At 71.7% G+C, this 15,136-nt stretch carries 15 protein-coding genes and 1 pseudogene; 6 read left to right on the forward strand and 10 right to left on the reverse strand.

The features are described from left to right. The first annotated feature begins 53 nt into the window (after positions 1-53). Together ACWFR1_RS22575 and ACWFR1_RS22580 are read left to right on the forward strand one after the other, a co-directional pair. Positions 54-1,556, forward strand: a complete 1,503-nt coding sequence (locus ACWFR1_RS22575) for a glycoside hydrolase family 43 protein (protein ID WP_453553858.1) — start codon at positions 54-56, stop codon at positions 1,554-1,556. 52 nt (positions 1,557-1,608) lie between these two features. After that, on the forward strand, positions 1,609-3,369 hold the full coding sequence (locus ACWFR1_RS22580; protein ID WP_453553860.1) for a cellulase family glycosylhydrolase: 1,761 nt from the start codon (positions 1,609-1,611) through the stop codon (positions 3,367-3,369). 111 nt (positions 3,370-3,480) lie between these two features. Here the strand turns inward: ACWFR1_RS22580 and ACWFR1_RS22585 are convergent, their stop codons facing one another. Then, positions 3,481-4,065 (reverse strand): helix-turn-helix domain-containing protein, encoded by a 585-nt coding sequence (locus ACWFR1_RS22585; protein WP_453553862.1) that lies wholly within the window; start codon positions 4,063-4,065, stop codon positions 3,481-3,483. A gap of 119 nt (positions 4,066-4,184) precedes the next feature. Between ACWFR1_RS22585 and ACWFR1_RS22590 the strand changes: the two genes are divergently transcribed. Both ACWFR1_RS22590 and ACWFR1_RS22595 read left to right on the forward strand, forming a co-directional pair. Next, complete coding sequence (locus ACWFR1_RS22590) at positions 4,185-5,021, forward strand: EamA family transporter (RefSeq protein ID WP_453553864.1); 837 nt, start codon at positions 4,185-4,187, stop codon at positions 5,019-5,021. Between the two features lie 142 nt (positions 5,022-5,163). Beyond that, positions 5,164-5,916 carry a B3/B4 domain-containing protein gene (locus tag ACWFR1_RS22595; protein ID WP_453553866.1) on the forward strand — a complete coding sequence of 251 codons (753 nt, stop codon included), beginning with the start codon at positions 5,164-5,166 and terminating at the stop codon, positions 5,914-5,916. 113 nt (positions 5,917-6,029) lie between these two features. Here the strand turns inward: ACWFR1_RS22595 and ACWFR1_RS22600 are convergent. Beyond that, positions 6,030-6,328 (reverse strand): annotated as a pseudogene (locus ACWFR1_RS22600) (DUF5709 domain-containing protein); the annotation flags it as partial. Positions 6,329-6,409: 81 nt separating this feature from the next. Between ACWFR1_RS22600 and ACWFR1_RS22605 the strand changes: the two are divergent. Both ACWFR1_RS22605 and ACWFR1_RS22610 read left to right on the forward strand, forming a co-directional pair. Beyond that, positions 6,410-6,640, forward strand: coding sequence for a DUF6480 family protein (locus ACWFR1_RS22605; protein ID WP_453553940.1), 231 nt, complete (start codon positions 6,410-6,412; stop codon positions 6,638-6,640). Between the two features lie 60 nt (positions 6,641-6,700). Further along, entirely contained in the window at positions 6,701-7,435 is a 735-nt protein-coding gene (locus tag ACWFR1_RS22610) for a UdgX family uracil-DNA binding protein (protein WP_453553868.1), read from the forward strand. A gap of 28 nt (positions 7,436-7,463) precedes the next feature. Here the strand turns inward: ACWFR1_RS22610 and ACWFR1_RS22615 are convergent, their stop codons facing one another. The 8 genes from ACWFR1_RS22615 to ACWFR1_RS22650 form a co-directional block, all read right to left on the reverse strand. Next, positions 7,464-8,156, reverse strand: a complete 693-nt coding sequence (locus tag ACWFR1_RS22615; RefSeq protein ID WP_453553870.1) for an HAD family hydrolase — start codon at positions 8,154-8,156, stop codon at positions 7,464-7,466. Between the two features lie 197 nt (positions 8,157-8,353). Further along, positions 8,354-8,680 (reverse strand): DUF3040 domain-containing protein, encoded by a 327-nt coding sequence (locus ACWFR1_RS22620; protein ID WP_453553942.1) that lies wholly within the window; start codon positions 8,678-8,680, stop codon positions 8,354-8,356. Then, positions 8,680-9,030, reverse strand: a complete 351-nt coding sequence (locus tag ACWFR1_RS22625; protein ID WP_453553872.1) for a glutamate-cysteine ligase family protein — start codon at positions 9,028-9,030, stop codon at positions 8,680-8,682. Before ACWFR1_RS22625 ends, ACWFR1_RS22620 begins: the two co-directional genes overlap by 1 nt. 113 nt (positions 9,031-9,143) lie before the next feature. Further along, complete coding sequence (locus ACWFR1_RS22630) at positions 9,144-9,740, reverse strand: DUF1349 domain-containing protein (RefSeq protein WP_453553874.1); 597 nt, start codon at positions 9,738-9,740, stop codon at positions 9,144-9,146. Between the two features lie 163 nt (positions 9,741-9,903). Beyond that, the gene (locus ACWFR1_RS22635) at positions 9,904-11,628 is read right to left on the reverse strand and encodes an acyl-CoA dehydrogenase family protein (RefSeq protein WP_453553876.1); all 1,725 of its coding nucleotides are present in this window, start codon (positions 11,626-11,628) and stop codon (positions 9,904-9,906) included. 147 nt (positions 11,629-11,775) lie between these two features. Further along, positions 11,776-12,333 (reverse strand): PadR family transcriptional regulator, encoded by a 558-nt coding sequence (locus tag ACWFR1_RS22640; RefSeq protein ID WP_453553878.1) that lies wholly within the window; start codon positions 12,331-12,333, stop codon positions 11,776-11,778. Between the two features lie 63 nt (positions 12,334-12,396). Next, positions 12,397-14,241, reverse strand: coding sequence for an ABC transporter ATP-binding protein (locus ACWFR1_RS22645; protein ID WP_453553880.1), 1,845 nt, complete (start codon positions 14,239-14,241; stop codon positions 12,397-12,399). A gap of 144 nt (positions 14,242-14,385) precedes the next feature. Next, entirely contained in the window at positions 14,386-14,814 is a 429-nt protein-coding gene (locus ACWFR1_RS22650; RefSeq protein WP_453553882.1) for a Fur family transcriptional regulator, read from the reverse strand. Positions 14,815-15,136 lie beyond the last annotated feature (322 nt).

Genomic DNA, 15,136 nt, shown 5'->3' on the forward strand with positions numbered 1-15,136 from the left:
GTTCGCCGTGCTGCCTGCCTCCACGCCCCGCAGAACGAAAGGAATCTGACGTTATGTCAGATATGCGGCCCGGTACCGTCACCAACCCGGTGATCCCCGGCTTCCACCCCGACCCCAGCGTCTGCCGCGTCGGCGACGACTATTACCTGGTGTGCTCCAGCTTCGAGTACTTCCCCGGCATCCCCGTCTTCCACAGCCGCGACCTGGTGAACTGGACCCAGATCGGCAACGCCCTCGATCGGCCGGGCCAGCTGCGGCTCCCCCGCGACATGCCCTCCTCCGCCGGGATCTACGCACCGACGCTCCGCCACCACGACGGCCGGTTCTGGCTGATCGTCACCAACGTCGGCGACACCGGCAACGTGCTCTTCACCGCCACCGACGCGGCCGGACCGTGGTCCGACCCGGTCCGGCTCCCCGGAGTGCCCGGCATCGACCCCGACCTCGTCTGGGACGAGGACGGCACCTGCTGGTGCACCGTCGCCGGGATGTCCCAGTTCCGCATCGACCCGTACAGCGGAAAGGTGCTCGGCGAGCCGCGCCGACTGTGGTCCGGAGCGCCGGGGGCGAAGGCGCCCGAGGCCCCGCACGTGTACCGGATCGGCGACTACTGGTACCTGCTGATCGCCGAGGGCGGCACCGAGCGCGGCCACAGTGTCTCGATCGCCCGCGGCCCGACGCCCTCCGGCCCGTTCGAGCCGTGCCCGGCCAACCCGATCCTGACCCATCGCGGCACCGACCACCCGATCCAGAACACCGGCCACGCGGACCTCGTGCAGGCGCCCGACGGTTCGTGGTGGATGGTGCTGCTGGGTGTCCGGCCGCGCGGCGGCACCCCCGGCTGGCACGTGCTCGGCCGCGAGACCTTCCTCGCCCCCGTGACGTGGGCGGACGGCTGGCCCGTCGTCGGTGACCTCCTCCCCGAGATGCCGGTGCCCGCCTGGCCGCTCCGGCCCGGCCCCGTACCCCCGCTCCGGGACGACTTCGACCGGGCCGAGCTCCACCCCCGCTGGATCTCGCCGCGCGAGCGCCCCGCCACACTGTGCACCACCGAGGAGCGGTCCGGCTGGCTGACCCTCCGTGCCGCCGGCGCCTCGCTCGACGAGCCCGACGTGACGTTCGTCGGCCGCCGCCAACAGCATCTCTCCTGCACCGCGCGCACCCTCGTGGACCCCGCCGACGGCCGCGGCGGCCTGGCCGTCCGCCTGGACGAGCGGCACCACTACGAGATCGAGGCGTCCACCGGGACGGTGACGGTGTTCGCCCGCGTCGGACCGCTGCGCACCGAGGTGGCGTCCGCACCGGTGCCGCCCGGCCCTGTCGTCCTCGGCGTCGAGATCACCCCCCAGCCGCCGGGCGAACCACGGACCGGACCCGACCGGATCGCCTTCGGCGTCGAGGCGGCGGACGGAACGTCCACCACGCTCGGCACGCTCGACGGCCGGTACCTCTCGACCGAGGTCGCGGGCGGCTTCACCGGCCGTGTCCTCGGCATGTACGCCGCCGAGGGAACCGTCCGTTTCGACTGGTTCGCCTACGAGCCGCTCGCCGACTGACCCCCGACCAGCACACGCACCACGTCCGCACGACCGACCGAAAGGGATGTACGTGAACGAGACACGGCAGTCATCGCCCCGCCGCGGCCGCGGCCACGGCCCCGGACGCCTCGCCGCCCTGCTGCTGGCGCTGGCCGTCCTGCTGGGGCTGCCCGGTGGCACGGCGCTCGCCGGCCCCGGCGCCAAGCACGCCCCCTCGCGGACGACCGTCGTGGTCCCGGACTCGGCCGTCGAGGCCGTCGCCGCGATGCAGCCGAGCTGGAACCTGGGCAACACCCTGGACGCCACCCCGAACGAGTCGTCCTGGGGCAACGGGCAGACCACCAAGGCGACGTTCGAGAAGGTCGCGGCGGACGGGTTCCGCAGCGTCCGCATCCCGGTGACCTGGAGCGACAACCAGTCCGCCACGGCGCCTTACACGATCAGCGCCACGTACATGGCCCGCGTCAAGCAGCTCACCGACTGGGCGCTGGAGAGCGGCCTGTACGTCGTGCTCAACGTCCACCACGACTCGTGGATGTGGGTCGAGAAGATCACGAGCGACCACGACGACGTCATGGCCCGGTTCGACTCCACCTGGTCCCAGATCGCGACGACCTTCCGGGACGCGCCGCGCACCCTGGTCTTCGAGGGCATCAACGAGCCGAGCTTCGCCAACGCCACGGAGGCGCAGAAGTTCCAGTACCTGAGGGAGCTGCAGACCTCGTTCCACCGCCTGGTCCGCGCCTCGGGCGGCATGAACGCGAACCGTCTGCTGAGCCTGACCACGCCCGCCGGCAGCCCCGACCCGGCCTTCATGAACGACCTGTACACCACGATCCGCGGGCTGAACGACGGCCAGCTCGTGGCGCAGGTGCACTTCTACAGCTGGTACCCGTTCAGCGTGAACGTGGCGGGCGGCACCCACTACGACGCCGTCGCGCAGAAGAACCTGGACGACACCTTCGCCGGCATCCGCGACACCTTCGTCGCCCGGGGCATCCCGGTCTACATCGGCGAGTACGGACTGCTCGACTACCCGAACCACTTCCACCCCGACCGGACCGAGCGCGGCGAGGCGCTGAAGTACTACGAGCACGTCAACTACACGGCGCGCGCGATCGGCGTCACCACCGCCCTGTGGGACCCGTTCGGCTACCTGAACCGCGAGACCCTGCAGTGGCGTGACCAGGCCCTGTTCGACTGGATCAAGTCGAGCTGGACGACCCGCTCGGGCACGGCCTCCTTCGACAAGGTCTTCGTGCCGAAGTCCGCGACGATCACGGCCAAGTCGCTCACACTGAACCTGAACGGGACGAGCTTCCGCGGGCTGTGGCAGGGCGGCACCAAGCTGTCCGCGGGACGGGACTACACCGTCTCCGGCACCCAGCTGACCCTCTCCGCCAGGACGCTGGCCCGCCTGGTCGGCAGCCGGGCCTACGGCGTCAACGCGACGCTGCAGGCCCGGTTCTCCAGCGGCCTTCCCTGGAACATCGACATCGTGACCAACGACCTCCCCGTGCTGTCGAGCGCCACCGGAACCTCCACCGCGTTCACCGTTCCCACCCAGTACCGGGGCAACAACCTGGCGACCATGCACGCCACGTACGCCGACGGCACCAACGCCGGCCAGACGGGCTGGACTCCGTACCAGGAGTTCAACAAGGCCTTCTCGCCGGACTACGCGAACGGCGCGATCACCCTGACCCCCGAGTTCCTCGCCGCGCTGCGTGACGGGGACACGGCGACGCTGGTCTTCCACTTCTACAGCGGCCAGACCGTCACGTACAAGGTCACGAAGTCCGGCACCGCGGTGACCGGCGCCCTCGCCTGATCCCTCGCCTGATCCCTCCCCTTCCCGCCCCGGCCCGCCGACCTCCCCGCCGGCGGCCGGGGCCCCACCCGTCTCCAGGGGGCCGCGTCCACCGCCCGGGCCGCGGTCCGGTCAGGCCGTGGGCGCGGGCCCCGCCGGCAGATGGACGGTCATGATCAGATGGCAGGGCTCGTCGCCCGCCCCGCGATACGCATGGGGGGCGTCACCGTCGAACGTGGCGGTCTGCCCGGCTTCGACGGGGTGTTCCGCGCCGTCGACCACCAGGGCCATGCGGCCCGCGGTGACGCTGACGGTCTCCACGACGCCGGCCTGGTGGGGGTGGCTGGGGTACTCCTCGCCCGGTTCGAGACGCCAGCGCCACACCTCGACCGGGGCGGGGCCCGAGGTCGTCAGCATGAGCCGGGCCTCGCTGCCCCGCTCCCCCGCCCACAGCGGCATCACGGCGCCGGCCGAGACCACACGGACGCGCCCTTCGGTCGGCCCTTCCATCAACGCGGAGACCGAGACACCCAGCGTGTCGGCCAGCCGGACCAGGGTGGCGAAGTTCGGATTGCCCTGCGCCTTCTCCAGCCCGACCAGCGCGCCCTTGCTGACCTTGGCCCGGCGGCCCAGCTCGTCCAGGGACAGGCCGGCGCGTGTGCGAGCTGAGCGGACGTTGTGCGCGAGCGTGCGCAGGGCCGCCTCTGTCTCGGTCACCTGGTCACCATCCCCCTTGGTCGGTCAATGGAATGCACGCTCCGGTCGGTCGGTTGACAGAAGGCGGTCGTTCCGTTGTACGGTTTGGTCGTTCTGATGCAATCGTAAGGGATCGACTCGTGATAGCTCTACTGCTGGCCCTGGGAAGCTCACTGGCCTACGGGTGCGCCGACTTCTTCGGCGGCCTGGGCGCCCGCAAGGCCCATGTGCTCCGCACGGTGATGGTCGCCGCGCCGGCCAGCCTGGCGGTCGAGCTGCTGCTGTGGCCCGTGCTCGGCGCCTCGTTCAGCCCCGCGGCGCTCGGCTGGGGCGCCGCCTCCGGTGTGGCCTCCGCCGCCGCGTTCGCCCTGCTCTACAAGACCCTCGCCATCGGGCCCATGAACGTGCTCTCCCCGGTCACCGCGCTGGTTTCCGCCGCGCTCCCGGTGACAGTGGGACTCCTGCAGGGCGAGCACCTGGGGATGGCGGGCCTTCTGGGTCTGCCGCTCGCGCTGGTCGCGGTCGTGCTGGTCAGCGCCGGGCAGGGGGCGGTCTCGTCCCGGCCGTCGCGTACGGCGCTGCTGCTGGCCCTCGGCGCGGGCGCGGCCATCGCGCTGCAACTGATCTTCCTGCACCAGGCGCCGTCCGACAGCGGCGTGGCGCCGTTGATCGTCGGCAGGGCGGTCTCCTCGGTCGTCACCCTGGCCGCGGCCGGGCTCCTGCACCGCAGGCTCGGCCCGGAGAAGCCCGCCTACGCCCTGTCGGCCGCGGCCGGTGTCCTGGACTCGCTGGCGAACCTGCTCTTCCTGCTCGCGGCACGCAGCGGCGACCTCACCGTCGTCGCCGTGATCACCGCCCTCTACCCGGCCGGCACGATCCTCCTCGCCCGCGGCGTGCTCGCCGAGCGCATCCACAAGGGCCAGGTCGCGGGCCTGGGCGCCGCCGCGGTCGCCGTCAGCCTCCTCGCCCTCACGTAAGCAGCCCACGGCCCGCCGGCGGCGGCGCCGCCGGGCCGGTACCGGCTCCTCGAACCCTGGACCCGCGCTCGGACCGCATCGGCCCGCCCCGGAAACCCTCGCCCCCGCCCACACCGCACCACCTCGGAACGGAGCTCGACCCATGACCGTCTTCCGCATCACCCCCGCCGTCGCCGACGCCTTCCCCGACACGCTCATCGCCGTGGTCACCGCCGGTGGACTACGCGGCCACGAGCCCTGGCCCGACACCGCCACCGCGCTCGACGGCCTTGAGCAGCAGCTGGCCGCCGGCGCCTGGGCCCCGGCCGACGAGAACGACCCGCGGATCGAGGCGTGGCACACCGCCTACCGCTCCTTCGGCACCAACCCCCGCCGCATCCGCCCCAGTGTCGACGCCCTGGGGCGCCGCATGGCCAAGAAGGGCACCCTGCCGCGCATCAATCCGGCCGTCGACTCCTACAACGCCGTCTCCGTCCGGCACGGCCTGCCCGCCGGCGCCTTCGACCTCCAGCACGTCACCGGCGCCGTCGAGATCGTGTACGCCGACGGCACCGAGGAGTTCACCCCGCTCGGCGAGCCCGACACCACGGAGAACCCCAAGCCCGGCGAGGTCGTCTACACCGACTCCACCGGTGTACTGACCCGGCACTGGAACCACCGCGACGCCCACCGCACCCGGGTCACCGAGGACTCCACCCGCGTGGCCTTCCTCCTCGAAACCCTCCACGCCACCCGCGACGGCCACCTGCTCAAGACCGCCGCCGAGGAGCTGCGGGGCCTGCTGGTGCTCCACGGCGAGGAGACGCACGTGCACTACCTCAGCCCGGAGCATCCGGAGGTCGCGGCCCCCGCGGGGCTGGATTCAACGCGGGACGCGGCTGCCGGCACGGCTTGACCGAAACCCGGCCCGCCACGGCGGGTGGTCACGGCCGGAGCCCGTCGGCCCCGGCCCCGGGCGTCGAGCGGTCCAGGGCCTCGGTCGCGGCATACGGTGCTGTACGGCGCGGATCACCGGCCGTCGATGCCGGTGTCCCGGTGAACCGCCGCCTCCTCCGCCGGGCCCGTCCCGTCGTCGCGCCCCACGTCCTCGGCGGTGACGCCGCCCGGGACCAAGGGATCGGGGCGGGTGAGGCGCCCGGCGCGGGTGGCGCCGGTGCCTCCTCGTCGACGGGCTCGCCCTCCCCGTCGGGGAGGTCACCGACGTCGTCGCCCCGCTCGGGCGCCACGTCCGGGCGCTCCTCCGCGAGCCGGCCGTCCAGCGGTGCGCCCTCGCGCTGTTCGCGCGGAGTCGTGCCGTGCCGGATGACGGCCCGGATCGCCGGATGCGCGGGCCGAGCGGGGGTAGGCGCCGGGCACGCGGCCGACCGGCCGCCGAGGAGGTGACCGTCATGACCACCCCGAGCAACCCCGACCCCCGCACCGCGGCGGGCCTGGAGCCAGGCGGCGGCGTACCGCCGGGCGAGACGCCTCCCGCGGAGGCGGGCACGAGCACCGGCACGGGGCCGTACCGGCGCCCGACCCGCGGCTGGGCCGCCGGCCCCATGGTCCTCCTGTGGATCCTGGTCCTCGTCGTCGCCCTGTTCTTCGCGGTGTACGGCATCGTCCTGGCCATGCGCTGAACGTCCCGCGCTGAACGTCCACGCGACGCGGCCCCGGCGACGTCCCGAGGAGGTCATCCTATGAACGCCACCCGTGCGAAGGCCCCGCACGACGAGGGCCCCGCGACCGGCGGCGCGGACGGTGCGGCCGTCCCGGAGCCGTACGACGCCACGCCCTTCCTGCCGCGGCGCGGCGGGCTGCCGGCTCACCGCAGGGCCGCCGCCGACTGCCGGGGCTGCCCGCTCCACCGGTACGCGGCCGGAACCGTCTTCGGACGCGGCGACCCGCACGCGCGGCTGATGCTGGTCGGCGAGCAGCCGGGTGACCAGGAGGACCGCGAGGGGGTCGCGTTCGTGGGGCCCGCGGGCCGGCTGCTGACCCGGGCGCTGCGCGACGCGGGCATCGACGAGGAAGGCGTGTACGTCACGAACGCGGTCAAACACTTCAAGTTCACCCAGGAGGAGCCCCGGAAGCGGCGGATCCACGAGGCGCCGAGCCTGCGCGAGACACTGGACTGCCATCCCTGGCTGGAAGCGGAACTCCGTCTTGTGTCACCCGAGTTGGTGGTGACGCTCGGCGCCACGGCCGGCCGCGCGCTACTGGGTCCTTCCTTCCGGGTCGGCACCGACCGGGGCGTGCCGAGGCCCCTGCCGGAGTCGGAAGCCAAGGGCGGCTTCGACGCGGAGGTACGCGCCGGAGTACAGGTGTTGGCGACGGTGCACCCCTCGGCCGTCCTGAGGGCGAGGGACGAGGACCGGGAGAACATGTACGCGGGTCTGGTCGCCGACCTGCGGAGGGCGGCCGAAACCCTGTGATCTCGGTCGCCGGGAAGCACCCGGGAGGCTAGGAAGGGGGCCGGGACAGCGGGCTCGTGTCGATGTGGCGGAGCAGGGTCCGCGCGTCCTCGTAGACGGCGACCGCGCCCGCGTCCTCCAGTTCACGGCGTGACCTGCCGCCCGTCAGAAGGCCCACGCACGGCACGCCCGCTCGGCCGGCGGCCTCGACGTCCCATACGGTGTCGCCGACGAAGACGGCGTCGGTGGGTTCGGCATCGATCGCCCGGAGCGCGCTCTCGACGAGGTCGGGGGCCGGTTTGGTGGTCTCCACGTCGCCGCCGGTTGTGGCCGCCGCGATGACGTCCTCGGCGTCCAGGCGTTTGCGGATCGCCGCCACTTCCTCCTCGGCGGCCGAACTGGCCAGGACGACCCGCCACCCTCGTGCGGCCACCGCGTGGAGCAGGTCGGCGGCGGCGTCGAACGGCGGCAGGACGTCGTACCAGACGGCGTAGAGCGTGCCGTGCGCGTCGGCGAGGGACGCGTCCTCGTCCCGGCGGCGTTCGGAGCCGAGCACCGCGTCGAGGAGCCGGTCGGCGCCGATGCCGATGGCGTGGTGGATGCGGGCCATCGGCACGACGTGCCCGTGCTGGCGCAGCGCCTGCCACCAGGCCAGGGTGTGCAGGTAGTTGGTGTCCACCAGGGTCCCGTCGAGGTCGAACAGGGCGGCGCCCCGGTCAGGTCGTCCACCGCGAGCAGTCATCGGCTCCGTCCTCCTCCGCTTCCGGCCCGAGCGGGCCGGGAGGCCGCCCGGGCGTGGGCCCGTGCCGCCTGGGTCATGCGGCTTCGGCCTCCTCCCGTGGCTGCCGTCCGGCGGCGTCACCGGGCTGGTGCCCCGCATCGGCGGCCCCATGCGAACCGGCTCCCGGCCCGGCTGAGGAACGGCGGGCACCTTCCGGTTCACGCACCGGTGTCGTCGTGCCGGGAGGACGCCCACCGGCGGCACCAGCGCACCACCAGGACGGTCAGGCCGCTGAGCGCCAGGACCCAGGTGCCGGCGAACGCCCATACGTACACCGCGCGTCCGGTGGTGGTGGCGAGTCCGACGAGCACGGCGGCCGCTGCGAAGGCGAGGGCCACACCCACGGGCAGCAACCGCCGAGGGACGCCGCACGGGCCCTGGCGCATCGACCGCAGCCGGCGGTCGAGCGTCTGGTCCTGGCGGAGGGTCTCCTCCATCTCGGCGAGGATGCGCCGCTCACGCGGGGAGAGCCGGACCTCGTCCATCACGGACCGAAGCGGTGTGCCATGCGCCGGTAGCGCTCGGTGTCGGTGATGGTCAGCGGCTCCGCGGGCGGCAGCACCGGTGTTCCGGTGGCCACCGGTCGGCAGCGTTCCGCCCAGGCGGCCTCGCCGACGACCGAGGGCAGCCAGACCAGTTCGTCGCGCAGGTCGCGGCACGAGGCCGTGGGCTGGGTGGTGGTCTCGACCTGGGCGTTGAAGAACCCCCTCTGGACCTGGGACCCGAGCACTTCCGTGGCCGCCGCGATCACTTCCGGCGCGCGGTCGACGGGGGCACGGCCGACGCTGTCCACGAGGACGGACTCCTCTTCGACTCCCATCGTCAGGATCTTCATGGTCATCTCCTCGTGTCGCTCAGCGTCTACCCGGCCCGCGGCGCCCCACCCACGCGCGGCGCACGCTCATCAGCCGGACGAGACGAGCCCTCCCCCTTGGGCAGCGGTACCGGTCAGCTGCCGTCGTAGGGATGAGTCAGCCGCGACGGCGTCAGCGTCATACGGTCGAATCTGGCGACACAGCCGTCTCCGACCGGGGACTGGACTTCGATCCCGACCCTTGCCTCCGAAGCGCCGTCCAGACCGAACTGTCGAGCCAGGCGCCAGGAGTCGCCGTCGAGCGAGGTGTGGAAGGCGAAACCGCCGTCGACACGGCTGATCCTCAGCCACACCGGACCGTGGTGGAGGGGCCACCCCACGGCGTCGTCCGAGAGCCCGCGAGTGACGACCGAGTACAGCGTGGGCGGGCCGTCGGGCGCCTGCTCGAAGTTGAGCTTGGCCCAGACGTCCGGCGCCGACCAGACGATGAGGGCGCCGGCGTCCCACGGCGCTCGGAAGTCCACGCGGAGGCGGGCCGAGAACTGCCAGTCGCCGGGGGGAGGGACCAGGAGAGCACGTGCCGCGTCGTTCCTGACCTCTCCGGTCAGCGGGTTGGTGAAGACATCCGTCCTGGCACCCGCCTCCACGGTCAGCACGTCGTCGTCGACTGCGAGGGCGGCCGGGGGCTCCGCCCAGTGCCGGGCGTTCGCCAGGGTGGCTTCCAAGGTCATGACACCCACCCTGGCGCCGTCGGCACGCTCCCTCAAGAAGAAGCGACGAAGATCCAAGATCTGACCCGAAAGTCCAGGTCCGCGACGTCGGGGGCCGCAGGGTCCGGGGCCTTCTCCCGGAGCTGGGGCACAGCCCGGGAGAAGGGCCCTCAGGACGCCGGGATCAGGGGGTCATCTCGTACGCGCCCGACAGCGCCTCGACGCGCTGCCAGACACGCTCCGACCGCACCTCGTCGACGACGGGGCGCCGGACGGCGCCGAGCGCCCAGAGCTGCTGCGGCTCGGTCGCCGAGTCCTTGCCGTGCAGCTCGACCGCGTGTGCGGAGTAGTCGCGGACGAGGACGGCGAACAGTTCGTCCAGCACGTCCTCGTCCAGACCGGTCAGGGCGGCCTGTTCCAGGACCAGCTGCCCGTGGACGACGAGGGCGAAGAGCTGGCCGACGGCAAGGAGCAGGTCGAGGTCGCGGCTCTGCTGCTCGTCGGGGGCGGCCTTGAGCACGAACTCGCAGAGGGCGTCGGCCTGTTCGCGGAAGCGCGCCACGTTGGACACGTGGGCGTACGCGTCGTAGGCCGCGCGCCAGTCGTGGAAGCGGACCGAGCCGAGGCCGCGGGCCGGCCCCTGGCGGAAGAGGAAGGTGTCGTCGGCCGCGTCCAGACGGCTCGGGACGGGCTCGTACGCGACCGGGTCGAGGAGGTGGTTGCGCAGGAACTTCAGGATCAGCGCCAGGTTGACGTGGACCGTGCCCTCCAGCTTCGGCAGACCGCGGATCTCCACGGCGGCCTGGGCGAAGTAGTTGTCCTTCTCGAAGCCCTTGGCGGCGATGACGTCCCACATCAGGTCGATGACCTTCTCGCCCTCCGTGGTCACCTTCATCTTCGTCATCGGGTTGAAGAGGAGGTAGCGGCGGTCGTCGGGACCCGCGGTGCGGAAGTAGTCGACGGCGCGGTCACTGAACAGCTTCATGCCGACGAGCCGGACGTACGCGTCGGTCAACTCGCGCCGCACGTGCGGGAACGCGGTGACCGGTCGGCCGTACAGCATGCGGTTCTGCGCGTGGGTGACGGCCTCGTACATCGCGTGCTCGCAGATGCCGATCGAGGCGGTGCACAGGTTGAACTTGCCGACGTTGACCGTGTTGAGGGCGGCGTCGAAGGCGGCGCGACCGGTGTGCAGGACGTCCTCGGCCGCGACCGGGTAGTCCTCCAGTCGGAACTCGCTGACGTACTTCGAGGAGTCGACGACGTTCTTGACGAGGTGGTACGCCGGGTGGCGGCTGTCGGCGGCGAAGAAGACGTAGGCGTCGGGGCCCTCGACGTCGGTCCGGCGGCCGAAGACGGAGACGAGCCCGGCCGCGTTGCCGTTGCCGATGTAGTACTTGGAGCCGGTGGCGCGGAAGCCGCCCTGGCCGTCGGACTCCAGGAGCATGTCGGTGGAGTAGATGTCGGCGCCGTGGGACTTCTCGGAGAGTCCGAAGGCGAACACCTCGCCCTGAGCGAGGAGTTCGGCGGCGCGGTCCCGTGCGGCGGCGTTGCCGCTCTGCCAGACCGGGCCGAGGCCGAGGATGGTGACCTGCCAGGCGTACCAGTAGTCGAGGCCGTAGAAGCCGAGGATCTCGTTGAGGGCGGCGATGCGGGCGGTGTCCCAGCGCTTGTCGCCCGCGTGCTCACCGGCGGCGGAGGACGGCGTCAGGAAGGTGGCGAAGAGCCCTTCCTCGGCGGCGAAGGCGAGGAAGTCGCCGAGCCAGGCCCGGTTCCGGTAGTCCTCGATGATCCGGCGCTTGCCACGCGCCTCGAACCAGTCGACGGTGGCGCGCAGGAGCCGGCGGGTCTCCGGGTCGAAGTGCGCGGGGTCGTAGGTGTGCGGGTTGAACAGCAGCGGGTCGGCCATGACGTCCGCCTTTCCGGCTCGGGATGAGGGTGGTGGTGCGGGGTGGGGTGGATCAGGTGTGGCCGTACGGAGGCGGGCGTACGGAGCTGGGCCGCCGGGGGTGAGCGTCCGGGGGCGACCCGTCCGGGCCTGGTCGTACGGTTCGCTTCACGGCCCGGCGTGGAACCGGCCGAGGGTGGCGAGGACGTCGTCGAGCCAGGCGATCATCATCCGCTCGTACGCGATGCCGCCGCGCAGCACGACGTGCTGGAGCTCCCGTTCGGCGTCGAGCGGGCCGCTCTCCGTCGGCTCCCCGAAGTCCCTCGCCTCGCCCGCGAGGTACTGGGCGAGCCGCTCCGTGTGCGCGTGCCGGTGCCGCTGGACCTCGCTGATCAGTGCGGCCGGATCGTCGAAGGCGGCACCCCGGATCTTCACCGCGAGGTCGTGCCGCACGCTCTCGGGCTCGATCGGTTCGTGCAGCCACACGGAGAGCGCGTCCCGGCCGGGGCCGGCGACGGAGTACTCCTTCTTGTCCGGGCGCCCCTGCTGCGGCACGTCCCGGACGTCCACCCAGCCGTCGCTCTCCATGCGCTTGAGAACGCGGTAGATCTGCTGGTGGGTGGCGGTCCAGAAGTAGCCGATGGACCGCTCGAAGCGCCGGGCCAGCTCATAGCCGGACCCGGGCTTCTCGAGCAGGGACACGAGGATCGCGTGGTCGAGCGCCATACGCCAGATCTTGCTATGCAACGAGTTGCATAGCAAGATCGGCGGGCCCCGCTGAGACGCGGCTCACCCCCGACCGGCCGGCCGTCCCTCTCGTCCAGGAGGAGGGGCTCCGGCGGGGTCGTCGTCCAGGAAGCCGCCCGACTGGTGCTGCCACAGCTTCGCGTACGCGCCCTCCGCGGCGAGCAGCTCGTGATGTGTGCCCTGCTCGGCGATCCGTCCGCGGTCGAGGACGACGAGCTGGTCCATGGTGGCGACCGTGCTCAGCCGGTGGGCCACCACGAGCGCGGTCCGCCCCTCCATGAGGCGCCAGAGCGCGTCCTGGACGAGGACCTCGCTCTCGGAGTCCAGGGCGCTGGTCGCCTCGTCGAGCAGCAGGATCGGCGCGTCGCGCAGAATGGCCCGCGCGAGGGCGACCCGCTGGCGCTGTCCGCCGGAGAGTTTCACTCCGCGCTCGCCGACCATCGTGTCGAAGCCGTCGGGAAGCGCGTGGACGAACTCCGTGACGTGCGCCGCCTCGGCCGCACGGCGGATGTCGGCGTCGGTGGCGTCCGGCCGGGCGAACGCGATGTTCTCCCGCAGGGTGCGGTGGAACATCGCCGGGTCCTGCGGCACGTACGCGATCAGGCTGCGCAGTTCGGCCTGCCGCAGTCTGCTGATGTCCTGTCCGCCGATCATGATGCGGCCGCCGTCGATGTCCGTCATCCGCAGCAGCAGCCGGGTCAGCGTGGTCTTGCCGCCGCCGGACCGGCCGACGAATCCGACCTTCGCCCCGCTGGACACGGTCAGGTCGAGGTCCTCGAAGAGCGGCTTCGCACCCGCGTGGGCGAAGTTCACCTTCTCGAAGCGCACGTCGGCACCCTTGGGGAGGAGCGGTTCCGGCACGTCGGGGTCCCGTACGGTCGGCGGGGTCCGCAGCAGTTCGGTGAACTGCGCGGCCTCGGTCATCGAGCTCTCCAGGCGGCGGTAGATCTGGTTGAACTCGAACATGATCCGGGTGGCGTTGGAGTAGTAGGTGAAGGCGACGACGACCGCCTCGACGCCGTGCTCCCCCGCCCCGAGCGAGAGGGCGAGCAGCAGCCCGAGGACGTTGGTCAGGACGGACATCGGCGCGACCAGGGTGTCGATGCGCAGATTGCCGTAGTCCCAGGAACGCAGGCTGAGCCGCCGTGACTCGGCGACCCGGGAGCGGTGTTCGGCGGCCTCGCGGTGTTCGGCGGCGAAGGACCGGACGGTGTCCATGTTCATCAGGGAGTCGGCGACGTGGCCGGAGACCCGGGCGATGGCCTCCTCGCGCTGGTCGACGAGTGCCTGCCGGCGACGGATCAGGGGCCGTACGCACAGGGCCGTCACCGCGATCATCACCAGGAGCCCGACGACGAGCAGGGGTTCGTACGTCCACAGCACCACCGACGCGAACACGAGGGGGACCAGCTTGCCCATGACGGAGAAGGTGAGGGTGTCGACGAACTCCTCGAAGCGGGAGGCGAAACTGAGGACCCGTTTGGTCAGCGAGCCGGCGAAGTTGTCGTGGAAGAAGGCGGCGTCCTTCGCGAACAGCTCGTCCATGCCGATGACGTACAGGTGCTCGATGCCGTGGGCGTCGAGGCGGTTCAGGCAGTGCAGTCCGACGCGCCACAGCGCCTCGGCGAGCAGCAGCACGCCCGCGAAGCCCAGGACGTAGGGCAGCATCGGGGCGATGCCGCCGTCCGTGCCCCCCGCGATGCGGCCGACGAGCTTCGCGACGATGAGCGGCGCGATGTAGAAGATGCCGATGTTGCCCATGGCGGGAAGCAGCATCGCGGGCACTGTCAGCCGCTTGAACCGGGCTAACTCCCGTCCGTAGTAACGAAGTGCGAGGAGCACGGAGCCCCTGCCTGGCGAACTCTTGCGCGATTCCGGCGTTCCCATCCCAACCCTGCTTTGTCGGATCGAACTGGACAGGGTTGGCAGTGTTCCGCGTGGACACGCGCGCCGTCCAAGGGTTTTCCTCGATCCAAGGGTTTTCCTCGATCGTTCGACCAGCGGCCGGAGCCTGACGTGCGTACGGAGGGATCAGACCTGGGGCGGACCGGGCGCGCACTGAGGGCACAGGCCACGGTAGGTGACCTCGACCGCGGAGACCGTGAAGCCGAAGCGCTCCTGTTCCGGGAGCGCGGCCAGCGGATCACCGGTCGGGTGGACGTCGCGGATGGTGCCGCATCGGGAGCACACCAGGTGCTGGTGCGGGCGGTGCGCGTTGGGGTCGTAGCGTTTGGCGCGGCCCCGGGCGGAGACCTCCCCCAGCTCGCCGAGGAGGACCAGTTCGGCCAGGGTGTTGTAGACGGTCGCTCGCGAGATCTCGGGCAGCCGCTCCGCGGCGCGCGCGTACACCTCGTCGGCCGTGAGGTGAACGTGGTCGCCGTCGAGGACCTCGGCGACGACACGCCGCTGGGACGTCATCCGCCGGCCATGGCCTCGCATTCGCTCCAGCAGGTCGCTCATACGGGTTCACCTGTTCAGACTCGGTGGAATGACGGGAGTTTACCGGCTGATGTCCAGGCCCCGAAGGGAAGCCGATCGGGCGACTTCTCGGAGCCGAGCAGATTCCGGCGATGCGATCACGATGATCTGAAAATGCCACCTGTTCTCGGAATTCGACTTTGTTGTACGGGGTGCTCTGCGTGTTTCCGTGCCGGTGCGGTCCACGGTGCGCGACCATACGGACGCCGACGCGGTCCGGGCGTCCTGGCACGGACGGGCGCGGGGCGCGACGCTCGGCAGCAGAGAAACGCGTACACCGTCCGGAGCGAGCAGTCAGCGGACG

The organism is Streptomyces sp. NPDC055103, assembly GCF_053607625.1.